The sequence below is a fragment of the candidate division WOR-3 bacterium genome, assembly GCA_013177935.1.
Lineage (GTDB): Bacteria > Hydrothermota > Tepidihabitantia > Tepidihabitantales > Tepidihabitantaceae > Tepidihabitans.
Map to the genome: position 1 here is coordinate 30,512 of JABLXZ010000001.1, position 19,850 is coordinate 50,361.

Sequence of the window (19,850 nt, forward strand, 5' to 3'; positions counted from 1 at the left end):
CACCGTGGGCTACTTGGTGCGGAGAATTAGTTTTTCGTTGACGCCGATATTTTCGAGGATTCGGCCCGCGCCCCGAACGACGCTTTCAATTGGGTTTTCCGCCACATATACCGGTAGGTTGGTTTCCTCCTTAACTAATAAATCAAGCCCGCGCAAAAGGGCACCGCCGCCACACATATAAATACCCCGGTCAACAATATCGGCAGCCAGTTCGGGTGGGGTTTTTTCCAGCGCCAATCGAACCGCATCAACAATCAACGAAACCGGTTCTTCAAGCGACTCCCGGACTTTGGTCGAAGTGATGCGGATAGTTTTCGGGATGCCGGAGACAAGGTCGCGGCCTTTTACTTCCATCGTCTCTTCGGTGCCGGTAGCGTATGCCGAACCGATGGCGATTTTGATGTTTTCCGCAGTTTGTTCGCCGATAATCAGATTGTAGTTCTTTTTGATGTAGTTGATGATTGCCTCGTCCATTTCGTCGCCGGCAACGCGGATCGAAGCGGCATTTACGATTCCGGATAGGGCAACGACGGCTATTTCGGTTGTGCCACCGCCGATGTCGATGACCATATTGCCGGTGGGTGCATCAACGGGCAGTCCGACACCAATCGCGGCAGCAATTGGTTCTGATACGAGATAAATCTCGCGGGCGCCTGATGCTTCAACTGAATCGCGTACTGCCCTTTTCTCAACTTCGGTGATTCCCGATGGGACACAGACTATCACACGGGGTCGGACAAAAAGTTTTTTGCGCTGGACCATGCCGATGAAGGTTTTGAGCATTATTTCCACCATACCAAAATCGGCGATCACGCCATCCTTCATCGGACGGACAGCCCGAACCCCTTCAGGTGTTCGACCCAGCATTCGTTTGGCTTCACTCCCTACGGCGACAACTTCGTGGGTTATCTCATCAACCGCGACAATTGATGGCTCGCGCAGTTCAATCCCTTTGCCTCGAACATAGATTAGCGTTGAGGAGGTGCCGAGGTCGATCGCGATGTCATTGGTGAAGCGTTCGGTAATGCTCTGGAAAAATGCGCTGATACCCATTAAACAAGCGTAATCTAAACTTCTTGTTAAGTCAAGTTTAAGCAAATCTGTTTCCTTGACACTTGGTAAATGAGATTTATAATGTGTTTATTAACCCCTGTAGCTCAGGAGGATAGAGCGGCGGTTTCCTAAACCGCAGGTCGCCCGTTCGAATCGGGCCAGGGGTAGAAAGGAGAAACCAAGAGTGAGAGTAAAACACCGCGTGGGTAAAGAGGAACTTAAAGAAGACAAGTTCCAGCAGACGGTTGAAAAAGTAGCAGAGTTCTATTACGCTGACCCCAGGCGGTTTTGGATTGGTGTTGCCGTTGGGTTATTGGTGATTATCGGGGTGATTTTGCTGATTCAGAATCGACCGAAACCCGGGGTTAACGCCGAAGCCGAACTGCGGTTGATGGATGCGCTGGGTAACTACTTTCAGGGTAACAATGAGTATGCCGAGCAGGCGCTGAAAGAACTGGCAGCAAAGTTTGGACGTGATTACGCTGGGATAAAGGCTCATTACTATCTGGGGAGTCTTTACCTCCGCCAGCAGCCGCCGCGCCTTGATGAAGCAAGACGGGAGTTTCGCACCTTTCTGAAAAAGTCAGGCCGGGACCCGGTTTTAACTCCAGCAGCATTAATGGGTTTAGCCGTGTGCGAAGAGAAGCAGGGTAACTATCTTAAAGCGGCTGGGCTCTACGAAAAAGTTTACCGGGGGTTTGCTCAATCACCGCTGGGGTTTGAGGGGATGATGCAGGCTGGTCGATGCTACCGGCAAGCCGGGGCGTTGGATAAGGCGGAAAAGGTTTACAACGACCTGTTGAAAAAAGAGAAAACTGGTCCGAAGGTTGAAGAGATAAGAAGCGAACTTGCCTTTATTCAGGCTTTGAAAAATCGGCTGTAATTGAAATAGATGAAAGAGGCTTTAACTTTTGATGATGTTCTTCTTGTGCCGCAGCGGTCCTTTGTGCTGCCGGCCGAGGTTGATATCAGTTCCCGCTTCAGCAAGGGTATAACTCTGCATCTCCCGCTGGTAAGTGCGGCAATGGATACGGTTACTGAAGCGAAGATGGCGATTGCGATGGCACGGGCCGGTGGTATCGGGGTAATTCACAAGAATATGACGATTGAACAGCAGGCGGCAGAAGTGGCGAAGGTCAAAAGGGCAGAGAGTTCGATGATTGCCAATCCATTTTCGATAACACCGGAGCGGACTGTTGCCGAGGTGCGGGAGCTGTTTGCTCGCTATAATATCTCAGGCTTACCGGTGGTTGATGAAGAAGGTCGTTTGATAGGAATCGTCACCCGTCGGGATTTACTTTTTGAAGATGACGGTGCAAAACCTGTTCGTGAAGTGATGACCAGTGAACGGCTGGTGACCGCACCGGAGGGGACCGGGTTTAAGCGGGCAAAGGAGATTCTTAAGAAAAACCGTCTGGAGAAGTTACCGATTGTTGACCGGCAGGGAAGGCTGAAGGGCTTAATCACGGCCAAAGACATCCTTAAAAGAGTTGAGCATCCCTATGCGACGGTCGATAGCAAGCACCGCTTGCGCTGTGCTGCGGCGGTGGGCACTGGTAAAGAGGCGCTGGAACGGGCTCGGGCACTGGTTGCGGCTGAGGTTGATGCGATTGTCATAGACACCGCACATGGTCATCAATCGCGGGTACTGGAAACAGCCAAAAAATTGCGCCGACTTTTCCCCGGGCTGGAAATAGTTGCCGGTAATGTTGCAACCGCAGAAGGGGCAATAGCTTTGGCGAAATGCGGTGTCTCAGCGGTTAAGGTGGGTATCGGTCCTGGTTCAATCTGTACAACTCGGGTTGTTGCCGGGGTTGGTGTTCCACAACTTTCCGCAATTATGGAGTGTGCCCAGGCGTTGCGGCGGTATCGGATACCGTTAATTGCTGATGGTGGCATAAGATTTTCTGGTGATGTTGCCAAGGCGCTGGCGGCGGGTGCTTCATCGGTGATGATGGGCAATTTACTTGCCGGTACCGATGAAAGCCCGGGTGAAGATGTTTTACTTGAGGGCCGAAGGTACAAGGTTTATCGGGGTATGGGTTCGATTGATGCGATGCGCCGGGGTTCGGCAGAACGATATTTTCAGGAGAGCGGGGTTGAGCTTGTGCCCCAGGGAATTGTTGGTCGGGTGCCTTACCGTGGAAGTGTACGCGATGTCCTTTTTCAGCTTGAAGGTGGGGTACGCGCCTCAATGGGGTTCTGTGGTGCCCGCACCATTGCCGATTTTCAAAAACGGGCAAAGTTTGTGCGTATCACCAACGCGGGATTGCGTGAAAGCCATCCGCACAGCGTCACAATAATTAAAGAGGCACCTAACTACGAGGTGCCTCCAGAAGAGCATTTAGATTAGAAACCCAGACAGTTTATATTTAAGCCGGTGCCGGCAGGATAAACCCTTCTTTCATCAGCCACTGGGTCATTTCGCGTGCCTGTTTGATTTTTTCGGTTGCGGTCTTTAACAGCTGTTCGCGCGTCATTGTAATCCGGGCAACACCCTGTTCAATTGCCTTCATTCCTACCGCGGCGGCTTCTCGAGGAAATACCTCCCAGTCGTCCATTGTTGGAATCAGGTAGTCTTCGCGCAACCCACGGTCCTCAGCGACCCGGGCAAGTTCCAGCGCCGCAGCGATACACATCTCATCGGTGATGGTCCGGGCGTTTACATCAAGAGCGCCCCGGAAGATTCCCGGGAAACCAAGCGAGTTGTTAACCTGGTTGGGGAAGTCGCTGCGACCGGTAGCAACTACCCGGGCACCCGCTTCAATCGCCTCCCAGGGCCAGATTTCAGGGATTGGATTGGCACAGACGAACACGATTGGGTCTTTTGCCATCGCTTTAATCCATTCCGGTTTGACAACGCCGGGTCCCGGTGTTGAGAGGGCAATAAGAACATCGGCGCCTTTCATCGCATCGGCAATTGTGCCCCGCACATTTTCGTCATTGGAAATCTGACACATATGCCATTTCTCTTTGAACTCTTCCTGAAGTTCAGTTCTGCCTTTGTGCAGGGTGCCTTTTGAGTCACACATTATAATGTTACCCGGTGTGACACCGCCTTTGATGATAACCCGGGCGATGGCGATGTTTGATGCACCGGCTCCCAGCATTGCGACCTTTACTTTTTTGATGTCTTTACCGACGATTTTCAGGGCATTGACCAGACCGGCATAAGTAACCGCGGCGGTGCCCTGCTGGTCGTCATGCCAGACCGGGACATCTAACTCGGCGCGCAGTGTGTCGAGAATCCGGAAGCATTTGGGCTGGGCGATGTCTTCGAGGTTAAATCCACCGAAAGAGGGTTCAAGCAGTTTTGCAGTGCGGATGAATTCGTCCGGGTCTTTGGTGCGGAGCGCAATCGGGACAGCATCGACCCCGCCAAGGTATTTAAAGAGGAGCGCCTTGCCTTCCATTACCGGCATTGACGCTTCGGGTCCAATATCACCGAGACCCAGGACTCTTGTGCCGTCGGTCAGAACGCAGATGGTATTTGCCCGGTTGGTGTGGATGAACGATTGGTTGACATCTTGCTGGATAGCTTTGCAGGGTGCAGCAACGCCCGGAGTATACCAGATGGCAAAGTCGTTGAAGTCGCGGACACAGCATTTGGGGACAATCTGGATTTTACCGCGATAGAATGGATGTAACTTCATCGCATCTTCCGCCGGCTTTTTGGCTTTAGCGATTAGACTTTCGATTTCGGCCGGCGACAGTTTTTTCATCTTACAACTCCTTTCTGTTTAATTGGTCGGTTTTAACCGCGGGCTTGGCGGTTTCAAAAACACGAAAACGATGATGGCAGCAAGCAGGCAGAGCGATGCGGTGACGATAAACGCGGCATTGTAGTTGCCGGTAAGCTCTTTCATCCGCGGGGCAAAGATATTGGACAGTAAACCGCCCACACCATAAGCGGTGAAAACCAAACCATAGTTGATTCCGGAATATTTTGTCCCATAGTAGTCGGCGGTGACCGCCGGGTAGATTGCGAGGTAGCCGCCGAAACTTGAGCCGACCAGAGCAATTCCGAGCCAGAAAATTACCGGTACCGCAGGAATCAAGAAGTAGCCGATGATGGCGATGGTATTGATGAGAAACATCAACGATAAGGCTCGGGTTCTGCCGATACTATCAGACACCCGTCCCCAGAAGATTCTTCCGAGGGTGTTAAAAATTGCAAGGACGCTGACACCGATGGCAGCGGTCTCTTTACTAAAACGAGCCATCTCCTGGGCAATGGGAGAAGTTTGACCGATAATCATCAATCCGGCAGCGCACCCGGCAAAATAGGTAAGCCAGATAAGCCAGAACTGGCCTGTTTTCATCATCTGACCGGCAGAGAAGTCGGTAATTTGCTGAGTTCGGGTTGCGGTTTGAGGATTCCAGCCCGCAGGACGATAACCAGCAGGCGGATTTCTCAAAATCAGGGCACCGATAAAGATTAATACAAAATAGGCGATGCCCAGATAGCGAAAGGTTAGAAATGGTCCGATGTTGTCAATCATTGCCCGGGCAAGTGGTCCGACAATCAGTGCTCCGGCACCAAAGCCAGCAACCGCCAGACCGGTTATTAACCCTCTTTTGTCCGGAAACCATTTGACACCGGCAGAAATGGGACAGACATAGGCAAAACCGATACCGATACCAGAAACGACGCCGTAGGCAATGATGAGCATTAAGATGTTCTGGGCAAAACTTGCCAGAATCATACCGGCGGCGAGCAAAACGCCACCAATGATAGCAACAATCATTGGACCAAACTTGTCCTGAAGGCGGCCACCGATAACCGTTGCCAGAGCAAAGAAGATAAGAACAAACGAAAAGGGAAGGGAAGCCTGGGTTGCGGTAATGTTTAAACCGGTTTCAAGCGGTTTGCGAAAAACACTCCAGGCGTAGATTGCACCAAGGCAGAGTTGAATCAGGATTGCACCAACCACGATAAACCAGCGATTGAAAGGCTTACTTTCACTCACGAACAACCTCCTTTTGAATTTTGGTTGAAATCGGACCGGGGCGTCTGGTTCTCAGACGCCCCGGTTTCGGTGTTACTCATCTAAGGTTGAGATATCGCCAATCGGCTTGCCCAGAGCCTCGGCTTTAAGCAGTCGGCGCATTATTTTACCCGAACGGGTCTTGGGCAGTTTGTCCCGGAATTCAATAGATTCGGGCCGGGCGATTGGTCCGATTTCCTGCGCAACCCACTTTTTCAGTTCTTCAACAAGGGCATCGCTGGGCTGGAACCCAACCTTGAGGGTTACATATGCTTTCGGAACATCGCCTTTGATTTCGTCCGGGATACCGATGACCGCGGCTTCGGCAACCGCAGGATGGGCAACGAGTGCCGACTCAATTTCAGCGGTGCCGAGTCGGTGTCCGGCAACATTGAGCACCTCATCGGCGCGGCCCCGGAACCAGAAGTACCCATTTTCATCCCTGGTACAGGAGTCACCGGTGAGGTATTTGCCTTTGAACCGTGACCAGTAGGATTGGACATAACGGTCCGGGTCTTTGTAAAGGGTGCGAAGCATTGAGGGCCAGGGTCGAAGGATGACCGCAAAGCCATTTTCGTTAGGTTTAACCGGATTGCCATCCTGGTCCACAACATCCGCGGAATATCCTGGCAACGGTTTTGTTGCTGAACCGGGTTTCAACGGAGTAATGGGTAGAGGTGAAATCACAAATGCGCCGGTTTCGGTTTGCCACCAGGTGTCCATAATCTGCAGTCTGTCACCGCCGATGTTTTTGCGGTACCAGCGCCACGCTTCGGGGTTGATTGGTTCGCCGACCGAACCGAGCAGCCGTAAGGAGGAGAGGTTATGTTTTGCCGGGTACTCTTCACCAAAGCGCATAAACATTCGGATGGCGGTTGGTGATGTGTAAAGAATTGTCACCTTTTCCTTCTCAATGATTGACCACCAGCGGTCCGGTGCCGGATAATCGGGCGCGCCTTCGTAGAGAACAGAGGTGGCTCCCAACATCAGCGGTGCATACACGATGTAAGAGTGGCCCGTGACCCAGCCGATGTCAGCGGCACACCAGTAGATGTCATTGGGTTTAATGTCAAATACAAATTTCAATGTGGTGTAGGTGCCAACCGCATAACCGCCATGGACATGAACAACACCTTTGGGTTTACCGGTTGTACCTGAGGTGTACAGGATATAAAGCATATCCTCGGCATCGAGTGGTTCGGTTGCACACTCGTCCGACTCCTTTTCGGTGATTTCGTGCCACCAGAGGTCGCGGCCCGGTTTCATATCAACCGGATTGCCGGCGCGCTTAAATACGATGCAGTGTTCAATGGAAGGCGATTCCGCGAGTGCCGGGTCAGCGTTTGCCTTCAGGGTGACAAGTTTGCCCCGGCGATAACCACCATCGGCAGTTATCAAAATCTTCGCCTCAGCGTCTTGAATCCGGTCGCGCAGCGATGCCGACGAAAATCCGGAGAAAACTACGGAGTGAATTGCGCCGATTTTAGCACAGGCGAGCATTGCCACGGGTAACTGGGGAATCATCGGCATAAATATTGTGACCCGGTCACCTTTTTTCACGCCAAGACGCTTCAGGGCGTTTGCCAGTTTGTTAACCTCTTTATAAAGCTGGGCATAAGTCCACTTTTCCACCTCCCCGGGTTCGGTGTGATAGATGTAGGCGATTTTGTCTTTGACCGCGGTCTTCATATGCCGGTCAATACAGTTACTGGCGATGTTGAATTTGCCACCGATAAACCACTTATAGAAAGGTGCTTGAGACTCATCGAGAACCTTTTCCCAGGGTTTAAACCATTCCAGTTCCTTTGCCATTTCGCCCCAGTACCATTCAAGGTCGCGCGCCCGTTCCAGGAGTTCGTCGAGCGTTTTGATACCGTGCTTCTTCATAAACGCCATCACATTGGAGTTCTCCACCAACTCCTTTGGTGGTTCATAAAAGTTCGGTTCAGCTGCCATTTATCCTCCTTTGATTTTTTTAATTAAATTCTTCTTATAAACGGATTTGTAGTATAGGGTGTAATTAAGTCAGTGTCAAGCGAAGATGCTGGAAAGGGCAAGATATCTTTATCAGGGTGTGACAAGGGTAGCGCTGGAACAATGATTTAAAACCGGCGCTCTTCTTTATCTAACTATCATCACCCGCTTTGTTTCGGATGACCCGGCAGTGTGGATAAAATAGACGCCGGGTGCGAGGTGCCGGACATCGTTCGTACCCGGTACAAGTTCAAGTACCCTGCGGCCCGACACATTTACGAGAACCCAGGACGCATCGCGCCTGCTATTCGGTGCTTCAGGCACGGTCAGGACACCGTCCACAATCGTTGCCCGGGCTGGAGAGCGTCCCAATTCTCCACCGGTCTCTTCTTTTATCCCGGCGAGTAAACTTTTGTAAATTTGCAGTCCGCAGGTGCCAGCCGCGAAGTAGACATAAGGCGGTGAAAGAACAAGTTCATAAGGACAGTTGGGGGACAAATAGTTGTAACCCGCCAGCACCGGATTTGCCGGCTCGGTTATATCAAGGATTATAAAACCGCACAGGTCGGTAAAATAAACAAAATGCCGTTCAACCGCTACTCCCCAGGAACAGCCGCGAAAACCCGGATGACGGGCAAGTTCTCGCGGTGCGGCAGGGTTTGCCGCATTGACAATCAACAGCCCACCTTCCCGATAACTGGTCAAAAACACCAGCGAATCTTTTAATGCTACTTGAACCGGGTGGTTGGCAGGAGAAAGTGCACCAACCTGATAAGGCTGGGACGGGTTTTTGATATTGATGATGCGCAATCCAAAGCCCTCATCCGCAACATAGGCGAGTGACTCCTGAACTGCGACAGCCCGGGCATAATTGCTCGGGCAGAAGCCAACTTCATAAGGGTTGCTGGGGTCAGAAATGCTGATAATTCTCACTCCAAAGTTTCCAGCAGCAACATAGGCATAGCTATCACGAACCGCAATTCCCGCCATCGAACCCGATAACAACTGCCAGAAACCAACCTGCCGCGGGTTTGCCGGGTCTTTGATATTCAAAACGATTAATCCGGCTGTATAGTCACCAAGATAAGCGAAGGTATCCTGAACGGCAATGGCACCTATCCCATCAGCGATAGCAGGAAAGAAAGCAAGTTCATCGGGGTTTGCCGGGTTAGAAACATCAAGGATACGCAGCCCTAAGTCCCAGTCACCAAGAAATGCATAATTGTTCTGAATTGCTAAACTCGTTGCCCAGCCCGACAACTGGTAACAGCCGATTTCATACGGCGCCACGCGGTTTTTAATATTGACAATCCATAAGCCGGGATTGGCATTTCCCCGGGCGATAAAGGCAACAGTATCAAGGAGGCTGATGTCTCCAGTTAAAAGTACCGGAAGTCCTGGTGCGCGGAGCCGGGTAACGAAAAAAGGGTTGCGTGGATTTGACACATTTATCACAATCAATCCGGCGGTGTCGTGGACGATATAAGCAAATGAATCGGCAACCGCCAGTGCACCTTCAAGCACGCTGGGGCAGAATCCAATTTCCCGGGGTTGGCTTGGTTCAGAAATGTCAACGATTCTCAGACCGCGGGTTGTGGAACAGTAGACGAGATCGTCTTTAACCACCATCCCATAGATGTACAAACTGTCCCAGGAGCCCACCTCAAACGGGTTTGCCGGATTTCGGATATTAAGAATGCGGAAACCGGTATCCGGTTCATTAACCTTGACGATGGCGAATGAATCAACCGTCTCAATTTGCACTATGTCCGCACCGCTCCAGGAACCGATTTCGACCGGGTTTGCTGGGTTCTGGATGTCGTAGATTTTGAGGGTGCTGGGTGTGGGCCAGGGCTGAACACCCAGATAGAGATAATGGTCCTGGACTTTTAGTGCTGAAGGCCGAGAAGGAATGGCACACAGTTTTAGCGGTTGGCGCAAGTTGCTAACATCCCAGACCTCTGTTCCATAACAAACACCGCCGTAGATAAGAAATAAAATATTGTTATGGAAGTCAACAGTAACACCACCACCCCTTGTTCTTATATCACTCAGTTTTATCGGTCTTGCCGGGTTGCTTACATCAAGCAGTAAAACCCCGCCCCCGGAGGTAACATAGGCTATACGCCGCGCCGGGTCAACCGTAATTGCAGTTCCATAACCAAAGGGCCAGTTGCCGACAAACCGCGTATTAAAAGAGTCGGGTGGGTAAAATGATAGAGGTTGCTGCCGGTCATAATAACGGTTATTCCACCAACTGGGCGACGATAAGCTGCCGGTACCCCCAAAAGTGGTGAGCAAAATTAAGAAGATTAATTCGCTCATCCAGTAATTCGGAATCTTTTAGAACCTAATCTGACAGCCGCTATTTGTACTATCGTAAGGAGGCGACCATTTGTGACGACTGAGTTGTGTCCATTTATAACTCTCATCCAAAGGGTAACAGAAATTCGCGGTACATATCACATAATGATAAGGCAGCTGGGGAACGTGCATTTTAACCCAGGGTCGCACCGCAACTTCAACATTATTACGCAGTGTCCGTCCCATTACCATTATTATTGTATCGGTAGAAACAGAGCGTGTCCAGCCGCCACAAACTACAATCTTACCGATTTGCTCACCTCTATCTATTGCTCCTTGTAGTGGTCCTCTCAGAGTATCTATAAATGAGCCAAAGCGTTCGCCGCCAGGTGGGTCAGTTACATCGGCGTTTGCCTTTGCTTCGGTTGGAGTTGGATAACCTAAGGAGTGAAGCTCTTCTATTGTCGTGGGTGAAAAACCTGCTAACGGTTCATCCAACGAGACGGAGGTTTCAACAATCAACGCCGCTTGAACAAAAGCCGAATCATCGAGAGTTGCGATGTAAAGATATCCGTTGGTCCCAAACGAAAAGTTAAGAAATGCCGCACAAAGTATCATCCAGCACATATTTGCTTTTTTGGTTTGGGTGTCTACACGCATCTTTACTCCTTTCACCGCCGGGTTGCTATTCCGGCTGCGGGCTAATTATAATAAACTCTCTCTCTTGTCAAGCAGAAATGTTGTATTGTGCCATTGGGCGCTTTTTAATGTGATTTCAGGATAATGTCCCCTAACTAACCAAATTACCGTATCTTAATGGCGGTATAGGGTCATAAGTGTGATAACTCAGGGTAGTAATCAAAAATGGTTCTATTTACCGTAAGTTATGTTAACCCATTTTAAATTAACAAATTAGCATTGCAGGTGGTTGTTAATATCCATCTGGAAACTGTCTGAGATAGGCGGGGATAAGGGTTCAGGGCTTCACTCTCGAAACCGGTCTGTATCTGAGTCGGGGAACGGTTCTGGGAGCGGTTCCCGGAGTGGTTTCGGAGGCTCCTGTGAGACGAGTTTATGAACTCTTTGCTAAGTGAGTCCTGAAATAGTTTGCCCTATCAGTAACCGAATCCTTTTAAGGGTAAAATTCCCGGATGGTAGTTACAATGTGTTGACAAGGCGACCGCTTTTGGATAATACAAATATATACACACTAAATAGATAAGGAGGCGTTATATGCCGGTTTACGAGTACAGTTGTGATGATTGCGGTCATAAGTTTGACATTGTCGCCACGCTGGCAGAGAAGGAGGCAGGTCTGACACCGGTTTGCCCTAATTGTGGGGGAAGAAAGGTGCACCAGGTTTTTGGCCGGTTTACCGTTGTTGGGGGTTCAAAAGGTGAAGTGGATTTTGATGAAGGGATTGATGAGGATATCGGGGATAATGAAGAGTTGGGCGAGGATATGGGCGGTCTGGATGAGGATTTTGGTGATGAGGATAATCTGGATGAGAATGATGAGTTTAATATCGATTAGTCCCTAAAAGGAGGAAAGATGTTCTGGTATGACTGGATGGCGTTAGGGATTGTTTTAGGAGTGGCGATAATCCAGACAATACGGACAAGTAAAGCCGGGGGAATGGGTTTGACTCTTTTTGAGTTAGGAGGGTTGGTTGTGGCGGCGGTTGGCGCGGTTAATCTTTCGGGTTCGCTTGCCGAAATAGTCGGGATTCAGCGCCTTGTGATGCTGGTAATTCTTTTTATTGTGTTTGCGGTAATTGGATTTGTTGTTGCCCGGTGGCTTTTCGGTTTGACCGGCTGGAGTTTTGAGTCGTTAGACGGTTTCTTCGGATTTGTCTGGGGTTTTGGCGCCGGTGTTGTAATCGCCCATATGGTACTGAGATTGATTATTGAATCCCAGGGTCCTAATGGTGCGGTGGCAGAGAATCTGGTCAACGCGCCGATTGCCCGGGAGGTGTATTATTTCAAAACCTGGAATGCGCTGTTGAACTTACTATTTAAGGCGAAATTGGGTCCTGATTTTAATCCGGATGTTAACTGAAGGGTATTCCGACAATTCAGGGTTGACTGAAAATCGCACTTTTCATAGAATCAGAATGTGATAGAAATTTATACCGGCGATGGAAAAGGGAAAACGACCGCGGCGTTTGGGCTGGCTTTGCGAGCCGCCGGTCATAACTGGCGGGTTTTAATTGTCCAGTTTATGAAGGGTGACCCGGAATATGGTGAAGTTAAGGCGGTAAAGTTTGTTCCCGGGATTGAACTGCACCAGTTTGGGTTGAAGACTTTTGTTAAAAGGGGAAGTCCGGATGAGGAGGATGTCCGGCTGGCGCAAAAGGGGCTGGAGTTTGCCAAGGAGGCGATAAAGGGAAAAAAGTACCAGATGGTGATTCTGGATGAGGTCAATGTGGCGATTGATTATGGTTTGCTTTCTTTGAGCGATGTGTTACAGCTAATCAAGGATTGCCCCCGGGAGGTGGAGCTGGTTTTGACCGGCAGGAATGCCCAGCCCGAGTTAATTGCGGTCGCCGATCTGGTAAGTGAGGTGCGCGAAATTAAGCATCCGTTTCAAAAAGGGGTTGTAAATCGTGTCGGTATCGACCATTGATGAGTTGTTAACCCGTTTTCGCAATGGCGACCGCCGTGCCTGTGGCCAGATAATTTCGCTGGTGGAAAACAATTTTCCTGAAGGGACTTTGCTCCTCAATGAACTTTATCCTTTGATGGGCAAGGCGTATCGGATTGGTGTTACCGGTCCTCCTGGTGCGGGCAAGAGCACACTGGTGGAGAAACTGGCTCAGGCGTTTCGGAATGCCGGGAAAACTGTTGGTATCGTTGCCGTGGACCCGAGTTCGCCTTTTTCGGGCGGTGCAGTGCTTGGGGACCGGGTGCGTATGAGCGGACTTTTTACCGACCCTGGAGTATACATTCGTTCGATGGCAACGCGGGGGAGTTTAGGCGGATTGGCGACCAAGACCAAAGAGGTGTGTGATGTGCTGGATGCGTTCGGGAAGAATTACATCATAATCGAGACCGTGGGTGTGGGACAGATGGAGCTGGATATCGCTGAGGCGGCAGATTCGACGATTGTGGTGCTGGTGCCGGAGTCGGGTGATGCGATTCAGACTTTGAAGGCGGGTTTGATGGAGATTGGTGAAATTTACTGTGTGAATAAGGGTGACCGGGAAGGTGCGGACCGAATGGTTCTTGAGATAAGGGCGATGCTTGAGATGCGGGCGAAGAACGATGGATGGTTTCCCCCGGTCATCAAAACGGTGGCGACAACCGGTGCGGGTGTTGATGAGCTTTTACAGCAGGTTGTCGCACACCGGCAACACCAGGAGAAGACGGCACAGCTTACTTTACGGCGCCGCCAGGCGCTGCGGCTGGAGATTGAACGAATCGTGGAAGAGAGGTTGCGCCAGGAGTTTTTCTCCAAGCCGGAATTGGGTAGTTTTATTGAACAACTTCTGATTGAGGTTGAGAGCCGCAGGATTTCTCCTTATCAAGCCGCCGCGCTGATCTGGGAAAAGGTGATAAAGCGATGATTCGGGAGGGGGAGAAGTGGTAAACAGTTGCAGACTGAGCACTAATTTTTTATCCCGACCGGACAGTGAATGTTTAACGGCATTTTTAGCATCTGGAGAAGGGAGGTGTAATGGCGCAGGATGATTTGGAAAAGATAAGAGAAGAAAAGGAGCGCTGGGAGAGTTGTGTTGATAAAGGTGACCCGAACCGGTTTTTGACCGTATCGGGTTTGCCCGTTGATATCATTTATACACCGGCGGATATAAAGGAGCTGAATTATTTAGAGGACCTCGGTTTTCCAGGCGAATATCCGTTCACGCGCGGTATCAGGCGGAATATGTACCGGGGCCGGTTATGGACGATGCGGCAGTTTTCCGGGTTTGGAACCGCGCGTCAGACCAATGCCCGATACAAGTTTCTTCTGGCACACGGTGAAACCGGGCTTTCGGTCGCGTTTGACTTTCCGACACTCTATGGCCGGGATTCTGATGACCCGATGGCACATGGCGAGGTGGGAAAATGCGGAGTTGCCATTTCTTCGCTCGAAGATATGGAGACGCTGTTTGACGGTATTCCGCTGGGTGAGGTTTCGACTTCGATGACGATTAACGGTCCGGCAGCGGTACTCTGGGCGTTTTATATCGTTGCAGCAGAAAAACAGGGGGTGCCGAGCGAGAAGCTGCGCGGGACAATTCAGAATGACATACTCAAGGAGTACATTGCCCAGAAATCCTGGCTTTTCCCGCCCGAGCCCAGTCTGCGCATCATCACCGATATCATGGCATTTGGCGCGGAGCGGGTACCGAAATGGAACACGATTTCAATCTCCGGTTATCACATTCGGGAGGCGGGTTCCACCGCGGTGCAGGAACTGGCGTTTACCCTGAAAGACGGGATGACCTATGTGGAGGCGGGTATCAAAGCCGGACTGGATGTTGATTCGTTTGCACCCCGGCTTTCCTTCTTCTTTAACTCCCATCTTGACTTCTTTGAGGAGATTGCGAAATTCCGTGCGGCGCGGCGCATCTGGGCAAGGGAGATGCGCGAGACCTTCAAAGCGAAAAAACCCGAATCGTGGCTTTTACGGTTCCACACCCAGACCGCCGGTTGCACCCTGACGGCGCAGCAACCGGAGAACAACATTGTGCGCACCGCGTTTCAGGCGCTGGCAGCGGTGCTGGGCGGGACGCAGAGTTTGCATACCAATTCGATGGATGAAACCTGGGCGCTGCCAACCGAAAAGGCGGTTTTGATTGCCCTCCGGACCCAGCAGATTATTGCCGAGGAGACCGGGGTTGTGAATGTGATTGACCCGCTGGGTGGTTCTTACTATGTTGAGCACCTGACCAATGAAATGGAACGTCAGGCTTACGAGTATTTTGAGAAGATTGATGCGTTAGGTGGTATGGTTAAGGCGATTGAGCACGGTTTTCCCCAGCGTGAGATTGCCGAAGCCGCTTACCGCTACCAGAAGGCGGTTGACGAAAAAATCAGAACGGTGGTTGGGGTCAACAAGTATGTGCTGGAAGGAGAAAAACTGGAAATCCCAATTCTCAAGATTGAACCTGAGGTGGAAAAGGAGCAGTGCGAACGGTTAGCCCGGTTACGCCAGCGCCGGGATAACGCCCGGGTACAGAGGGCACTTAAGGACTTAAAGGACGCCTGCGCCGGTAAGGACAATGTGATGTACCCGATTCTGGAGGCGGTGCGGGCTTATGCAACATTAGGAGAAATCTGTGGAGCGATGAAGGAAATATTTGGTACTTATAAGGAACCGCCGATGTTTTAGGAGGTGAAATGGCAAAAAAACTGAGAATTCTTATTGCAAAACCCGGACTGGATGGTCATGACCGGGGTGCAAAGGTGGTGGCACGGGCACTCCGGGACGCCGGTTTTGAGGTCATATACACCGGTTTACACCAGACACCGGAAATGATTGCCGAAGCGGCGATTCAAGAGGATGTTGATGCGGTGGGGCTTTCGATTCTTTCCGGCGCCCATATGACGCTTTTTCCAGAGGTGATGCGGTTGTTAAAAGAGAAGGGTGGTGAGGACATACTGGTATTCGGCGGCGGGATAATACCGCAGGAGGATATGGAACAACTTTACCGGATGGGTTGTGGTAGGCTTTTTGGTCCGGGTACACCAACCCAGGAGATTGTTGATTACTTAAAAGAGAAATTTCCCGACCGGGTTTAGAAGGGGAACCGTACAAATTAAAGGGCTGGAAGCGGAAAAGCGCGCGGGACCGGAGAGACCCAAACCGGTTGTGCGCAGTTCAATTTTATTGACAGTCCGACGCCGGTAGTTAGTCTTGATGGTATGAGGATACTAACACTGGTCATTACCGGGCTGGTTTTGTTTGTTGGCTGTCGCCGGCAGCGTTTAGATTTCTTTCCGCTGGTGCCGGGTGCGGTGCGCATTATGAAGGTTTATGAACATAAGGTTGTGGGCAAGGATACGACAATGAATAATGAGGTGCGGGTTACCGAGGTTGTGCGGGGAATCAAGGATGTGCCCCAATTGGGTAAAGTTTGGGTGGTGGAAGCGCCGCTTGATTCCGGCAAGAAAACGGTCTATTTTTATGACCGCCAGGGCGATACGATATTCAAAATTGTGCCGGGTCGCGGTGGAAAACCGGAGCGGATTTTATACCTGCGGCAGCCTTTAAAGGTGGGCGACCGCTGGTATGATAGTGAAGCCGAAAGGGAGTTGACTGAGGTCGTGGCGCTTGACTCCGTAGATGTTCCAGCCGGCAGGTTTCAGAACTGTTATAAACTGGAGACGAAAAGCAATAAGGTGGATTTTCGACAAACGCTCTGGCTTTTACCCGGATTGGGCACGGTGAAGCGGGAGAAGGTTCAGCGCTGGCGTCGGGGCGATACAATGTATGAGTTGTTTCAGCGTGAGGAGCTGGTTGAATACCAGATTTTGAAAAAGAACCGGCAGTGAAGTGGTGCCCAAGGGAGTGGTGGTATTTAGTTGCTCCGGCGCTGCTGGCGGTGCTGGTGTACTTACCAACAGTCCGATATCAATTTGTCTGGGATGATGTCAACTTAGTAGTCTATAGCAAAAGCGGTCTCTTTACATCGTTCGGTCAAAGTTTCTGGCACGACAGCAAAACCCATCTGGGCGAAGACCCTTATTACCGACCCTGGGTTAATTTCACCCTTAAATTAGAACGGCAACTTTTTGGTCTTAAGCCGGGATGGTTTCATTTGAGTAATGTGTTGCTTCACGGTGCTGTTACTTTTCTGGTTGCGTTGCTCTTTTTCTGGCTGGTGAAGTCAAGTTTGCTTGCCGGCGTTGCCGGTTTTTTCTTCGGTCTTCATCCGCTATTTGTTGATAGCGTCGCCTATATCAGTGGCCGAACCGATTTGTGGGCGAGTTTCGGGGTGGTTATTGCTGCGCTTGCCGGATATCGTTATTTAGAAAAAGTTGACGGGAAAGCGCTGTTGCTGGCAGCGGTTGGTTTTGCAATTGCGGTGTTTTCAAAAGAGAATGCGGTTTTGTTTATCGCGGTTGCCGGATTGGGAGTTGTGACTCACTCAGTTCGGAAAAGGGCACGGTGGTGGTTGTTGATAACGCTGGCAGGGGTACTGGTGATTTATTTTGGGGCAAGGTTTTTTGTTCTGAAAAGTTTTTTAGGGGTGCGTGCTCCGGCGAATTTGAGTTCAATAGGTTTGTTCACCCTGAACAGTTTTGGTCGTCAGTTGACCTTTTTCCTATTTCCATTTCGCACGCCGCTGTTTTGGGGACAGTTTACGCCAGGCAACCGGCTCGTTGTGACCGGTATTTTGGGGCTGGGCTGGTTATTGGTGCCGCTCGTGGTAAGAAAAATAAAATTTTCCCGTTTGTTGTTTTTAGCATGGCTATGGGTGACCGTAACACTTCTGCCATTCGCCTGGAGCATTCAATTTGGGCCCACCGGAAGGCTGCTCTATCTACCGGGAATCGGAATGGCATTGTTTCTAACAATTGTGCTGGAAAATTTTCGGGAAACAAAACCGAAACTGGGGCGAATTTTAACCGGGCTGGTGTTACTGTGGTGCGTTGCCGGATTGCCGGTGCTGTTCAAACGGTTGAGTTATTGGCGGGACGAATTTCCGTTGTTTTTTAGGATGGTTGAAGAGATGCCAGGGTATGCGCCCGGATATTACAATCTCGGGACCGCAATGCTTGCTAAAGGCGACACAAGCAGCGCAATTTCCTTTTTCAGTCGGGCGGTGGTACTTGATTCTGAAGCGGTGGGTGCGGCGCTAAATCTCGGGGCATTATTGCAAAAAGGGGGTCGATTTAATGAGGCGGAGGAGTTGTACCGGCAAATTATCCGGCGCAGACCGGATTACGCTCCCGCTTATGTGAACCTCGGGCTACTACTTTACCGGGAAGGAAAAATCAGGCAGGCGATTGGCATGCTAAAAGATGCCTGTGCGCTGGCACCTGATGATGGGGTGGCATTTTACAACCTATCACAGCTTTACTGGATTAACAAACAGGCCGATTCCGCGCTTTGGGCAATTGAATCTGCCTGCCAATTAATGCCGGAGAACCAGCGATTTCGGGAATTCTGGCGGAAAATAAGCCGATGATGTTTTCTTGACTTTGCCGGTATCGGGAATAGAATTTACTAAATTATAATGGTAGTGGTTTTCTTGAAGGGAATGGAAGAAAAATGATTTCCAGCCGGAAAGCAAAAGCGATTGGACTTTTCTCCGGTAGCCTTGACTCAATCCTGGCAACAAAATTGATTACCGAGCAGGGGGTTAATGTTGTTGCCCTTCATTTTCAGGTGCCGTTTGCCGTGCCCGGTCGATTTCCAAATGCAGAGCAGTTACAATCACTGGCAGATTTGCTCGGGGTAAGTTTGGTTTCAGTTGAGGTCGGAGCAGATTATCTTGATATTGTACGCGCTCCCCAGTTTGGTTATACCCGAAATCTGGCGCCCTGTGTTGACTGCCGGGCTTATATGTTAAAAAAGGCAAAAGAGTTGATGGAGGAGATTAAAGCCGATTTTGTTTTTACCGGTGAGGTTCTGGGACAACAGCCCTTTTCGCAAAATAAAAGGTCGCTGAAGATTCTGGAGAAAACTACCGGGTTAAACGGGAGAGTTTTGCGTCCGCTTTCGGCAAAGATTCTTGACCCAACAATTCCGGAGTTGACCGGACTGGTGCGGCGCGAACGTTTTTTCGATTTTCACGGACAAAAAAGGCGAAGGCAGATAAGGCTGGCACGGGCGTTCGGCATTGTTGATTACCCGATTCCCGGGGGCGGCTGCCTTTTGACCGACAGTAATTTTGCCGCGCGCTGTCGGGATGCGATTGAACATAACGAGTTGACCTTACCGGAAGTCAAGTTGCTGCGTTACGGTCGACATTTCCGGTTGCCGAGCGGAGCGAAGGTGATTGTCGGGCGCAATGAAAAAGAAAATGGTGTTTTAGAGCAGCTGGCATTGGAACAGGAGATGGTCGTTTGTAAAATGGTAGATGTGATGGGTCCAGTTGCTTTGTATCGGGCGAAGAAGAAAACTAAAAAGGATGCCGAAATAGTGGCACGAATTTGTGCTCGTTATTCAGACGCCACCAATGGGCAGACCGTAAAGATAAAATTCGGGGACCGGGAACTTGGCGTCAAGGCATTAAAGGATGAAGAACTGGGGGAGTGGCGAATTGTCTGGGACCATGACAGGGCACCGGTAGAAGAACCGCTGGTAAAAAGGAGTATAAATGAATCAAGAGACAAAGGATAAAATTAAGAAAGTGATTGAGGAAAAGGTGCGACCCAACCTCAGAATGGACGGCGGCGATATTGAGTTGGTCGAGGTTACAGAAGATGGGGTGGTAAAAGTTCGTCTCAAGGGCGCCTGTGCGCACTGTCCTTTTTCCAGTATGACGGTTGCGGGGAGTGTTGAACAGACAATTAAGGAGATTGTTCCCGAGGTTGTGCGAATCGAGCCGGTGATTTAAGCCCGCGGCAAGGGGTAATT

Annotated in this window: 18 protein-coding genes and 1 tRNA gene; 13 read left to right on the top strand and 6 right to left on the bottom strand. The window is 50.4% G+C overall.

Annotated elements, in window-relative coordinates; translation table 11 throughout:
* Nucleotides 1–9: 9 nt before the first annotated feature.
* Nucleotides 10–1,053 carry a rod shape-determining protein gene (locus HPY86_00130; GenBank protein ID NPV13331.1) on the bottom strand — a complete coding sequence of 348 codons (1,044 nt, stop codon included), beginning with the start codon at nucleotides 1,051–1,053 and terminating at the stop codon, nucleotides 10–12.
* Between the two features lie 93 nt (nucleotides 1,054–1,146).
* On the opposite strand from HPY86_00130, the gene HPY86_00135 reads away from it, so the two are divergent.
* The 3 genes from HPY86_00135 to guaB all read left to right on the top strand — a co-directional run bounded on the left by HPY86_00135 (nucleotide 1,147) and on the right by guaB (nucleotide 3,406).
* A tRNA-Arg gene (locus HPY86_00135) sits at nucleotides 1,147–1,220 on the top strand.
* A gap of 17 nt (nucleotides 1,221–1,237) precedes the next feature.
* Complete coding sequence (locus tag HPY86_00140; GenBank protein NPV13332.1) at nucleotides 1,238–1,936, top strand: tetratricopeptide repeat protein; 699 nt, start codon at nucleotides 1,238–1,240, stop codon at nucleotides 1,934–1,936.
* A gap of 9 nt (nucleotides 1,937–1,945) precedes the next feature.
* Entirely contained in the window at nucleotides 1,946–3,406 is a 1,461-nt protein-coding gene (gene guaB, locus HPY86_00145) for an IMP dehydrogenase (GenBank protein NPV13333.1), read from the top strand.
* A gap of 19 nt (nucleotides 3,407–3,425) precedes the next feature.
* On the opposite strand, the gene HPY86_00150 is transcribed toward guaB, so the two are convergent.
* From HPY86_00150 to HPY86_00170, 5 genes are all read right to left on the bottom strand, one after another.
* Complete coding sequence (locus HPY86_00150) at nucleotides 3,426–4,775, bottom strand: NADP-dependent malic enzyme (protein ID NPV13334.1); 1,350 nt, start codon at nucleotides 4,773–4,775, stop codon at nucleotides 3,426–3,428.
* An 18-nt stretch (nucleotides 4,776–4,793) separates the two neighbouring features.
* A complete protein-coding gene (locus HPY86_00155) occupies nucleotides 4,794–6,023 on the bottom strand; it encodes an OFA family MFS transporter (protein NPV13335.1) in 1,230 nt (409 codons plus the stop codon).
* 72 nt (nucleotides 6,024–6,095) lie between these two features.
* Nucleotides 6,096–7,997 carry an acetate--CoA ligase gene (gene acs, locus HPY86_00160; protein ID NPV13336.1) on the bottom strand — a complete coding sequence of 634 codons (1,902 nt, stop codon included), beginning with the start codon at nucleotides 7,995–7,997 and terminating at the stop codon, nucleotides 6,096–6,098.
* Between the two features lie 165 nt (nucleotides 7,998–8,162).
* Complete coding sequence (locus HPY86_00165; protein ID NPV13337.1) at nucleotides 8,163–10,340, bottom strand: hypothetical protein; 2,178 nt, start codon at nucleotides 10,338–10,340, stop codon at nucleotides 8,163–8,165.
* An 18-nt stretch (nucleotides 10,341–10,358) separates the two neighbouring features.
* Nucleotides 10,359–10,979 (bottom strand): hypothetical protein, encoded by a 621-nt coding sequence (locus HPY86_00170; GenBank protein NPV13338.1) that lies wholly within the window; start codon nucleotides 10,977–10,979, stop codon nucleotides 10,359–10,361.
* Between the two features lie 573 nt (nucleotides 10,980–11,552).
* Between HPY86_00170 and HPY86_00175 the strand changes: the two genes are divergently transcribed.
* The 10 genes from HPY86_00175 (at nucleotide 11,553) to HPY86_00220 (ending at nucleotide 19,830) form a co-directional block, all read left to right on the top strand.
* Complete coding sequence (locus HPY86_00175) at nucleotides 11,553–11,852, top strand: zinc ribbon domain-containing protein (protein NPV13339.1); 300 nt, start codon at nucleotides 11,553–11,555, stop codon at nucleotides 11,850–11,852.
* An 18-nt stretch (nucleotides 11,853–11,870) separates the two neighbouring features.
* Nucleotides 11,871–12,377 (top strand): hypothetical protein, encoded by a 507-nt coding sequence (locus tag HPY86_00180; GenBank protein NPV13340.1) that lies wholly within the window; start codon nucleotides 11,871–11,873, stop codon nucleotides 12,375–12,377.
* Nucleotides 12,378–12,434: 57 nt separating this feature from the next.
* On the top strand, nucleotides 12,435–12,944 hold the full coding sequence (gene cobO / locus HPY86_00185; GenBank protein ID NPV13341.1) for a cob(I)yrinic acid a,c-diamide adenosyltransferase: 510 nt from the start codon (nucleotides 12,435–12,437) through the stop codon (nucleotides 12,942–12,944).
* Nucleotides 12,940–13,884 carry a methylmalonyl Co-A mutase-associated GTPase MeaB gene (gene meaB / locus HPY86_00190; GenBank protein ID NPV13342.1) on the top strand — a complete coding sequence of 315 codons (945 nt, stop codon included), beginning with the start codon at nucleotides 12,940–12,942 and terminating at the stop codon, nucleotides 13,882–13,884. Before cobO ends, meaB begins: the two co-directional genes overlap by 5 nt.
* Before the next feature lie 110 nt (nucleotides 13,885–13,994).
* The gene (locus tag HPY86_00195; protein ID NPV13343.1) at nucleotides 13,995–15,653 is read left to right on the top strand and encodes a methylmalonyl-CoA mutase family protein; all 1,659 of its coding nucleotides are present in this window, start codon (nucleotides 13,995–13,997) and stop codon (nucleotides 15,651–15,653) included.
* Nucleotides 15,654–15,661: 8 nt separating this feature from the next.
* The gene (locus tag HPY86_00200) at nucleotides 15,662–16,063 is read left to right on the top strand and encodes a cobalamin B12-binding domain-containing protein (GenBank protein ID NPV13344.1); all 402 of its coding nucleotides are present in this window, start codon (nucleotides 15,662–15,664) and stop codon (nucleotides 16,061–16,063) included.
* Nucleotides 16,064–16,186: 123 nt separating this feature from the next.
* Nucleotides 16,187–16,816 (top strand): hypothetical protein, encoded by a 630-nt coding sequence (locus tag HPY86_00205; protein NPV13345.1) that lies wholly within the window; start codon nucleotides 16,187–16,189, stop codon nucleotides 16,814–16,816.
* The gene (locus HPY86_00210; GenBank protein NPV13346.1) at nucleotides 16,813–18,456 is read left to right on the top strand and encodes a tetratricopeptide repeat protein; all 1,644 of its coding nucleotides are present in this window, start codon (nucleotides 16,813–16,815) and stop codon (nucleotides 18,454–18,456) included. The genes HPY86_00205 and HPY86_00210 overlap by 4 nt, the downstream gene beginning before the upstream one ends.
* 83 nt (nucleotides 18,457–18,539) lie before the next feature.
* A complete protein-coding gene (locus HPY86_00215; GenBank protein ID NPV13347.1) occupies nucleotides 18,540–19,613 on the top strand; it encodes a tRNA 4-thiouridine(8) synthase ThiI in 1,074 nt (357 codons plus the stop codon).
* Complete coding sequence (locus tag HPY86_00220) at nucleotides 19,591–19,830, top strand: NifU family protein (protein ID NPV13348.1); 240 nt, start codon at nucleotides 19,591–19,593, stop codon at nucleotides 19,828–19,830. Before HPY86_00215 ends, HPY86_00220 begins: the two co-directional genes overlap by 23 nt.
* The last annotated feature ends 20 nt before the right edge of the window (nucleotides 19,831–19,850 follow it).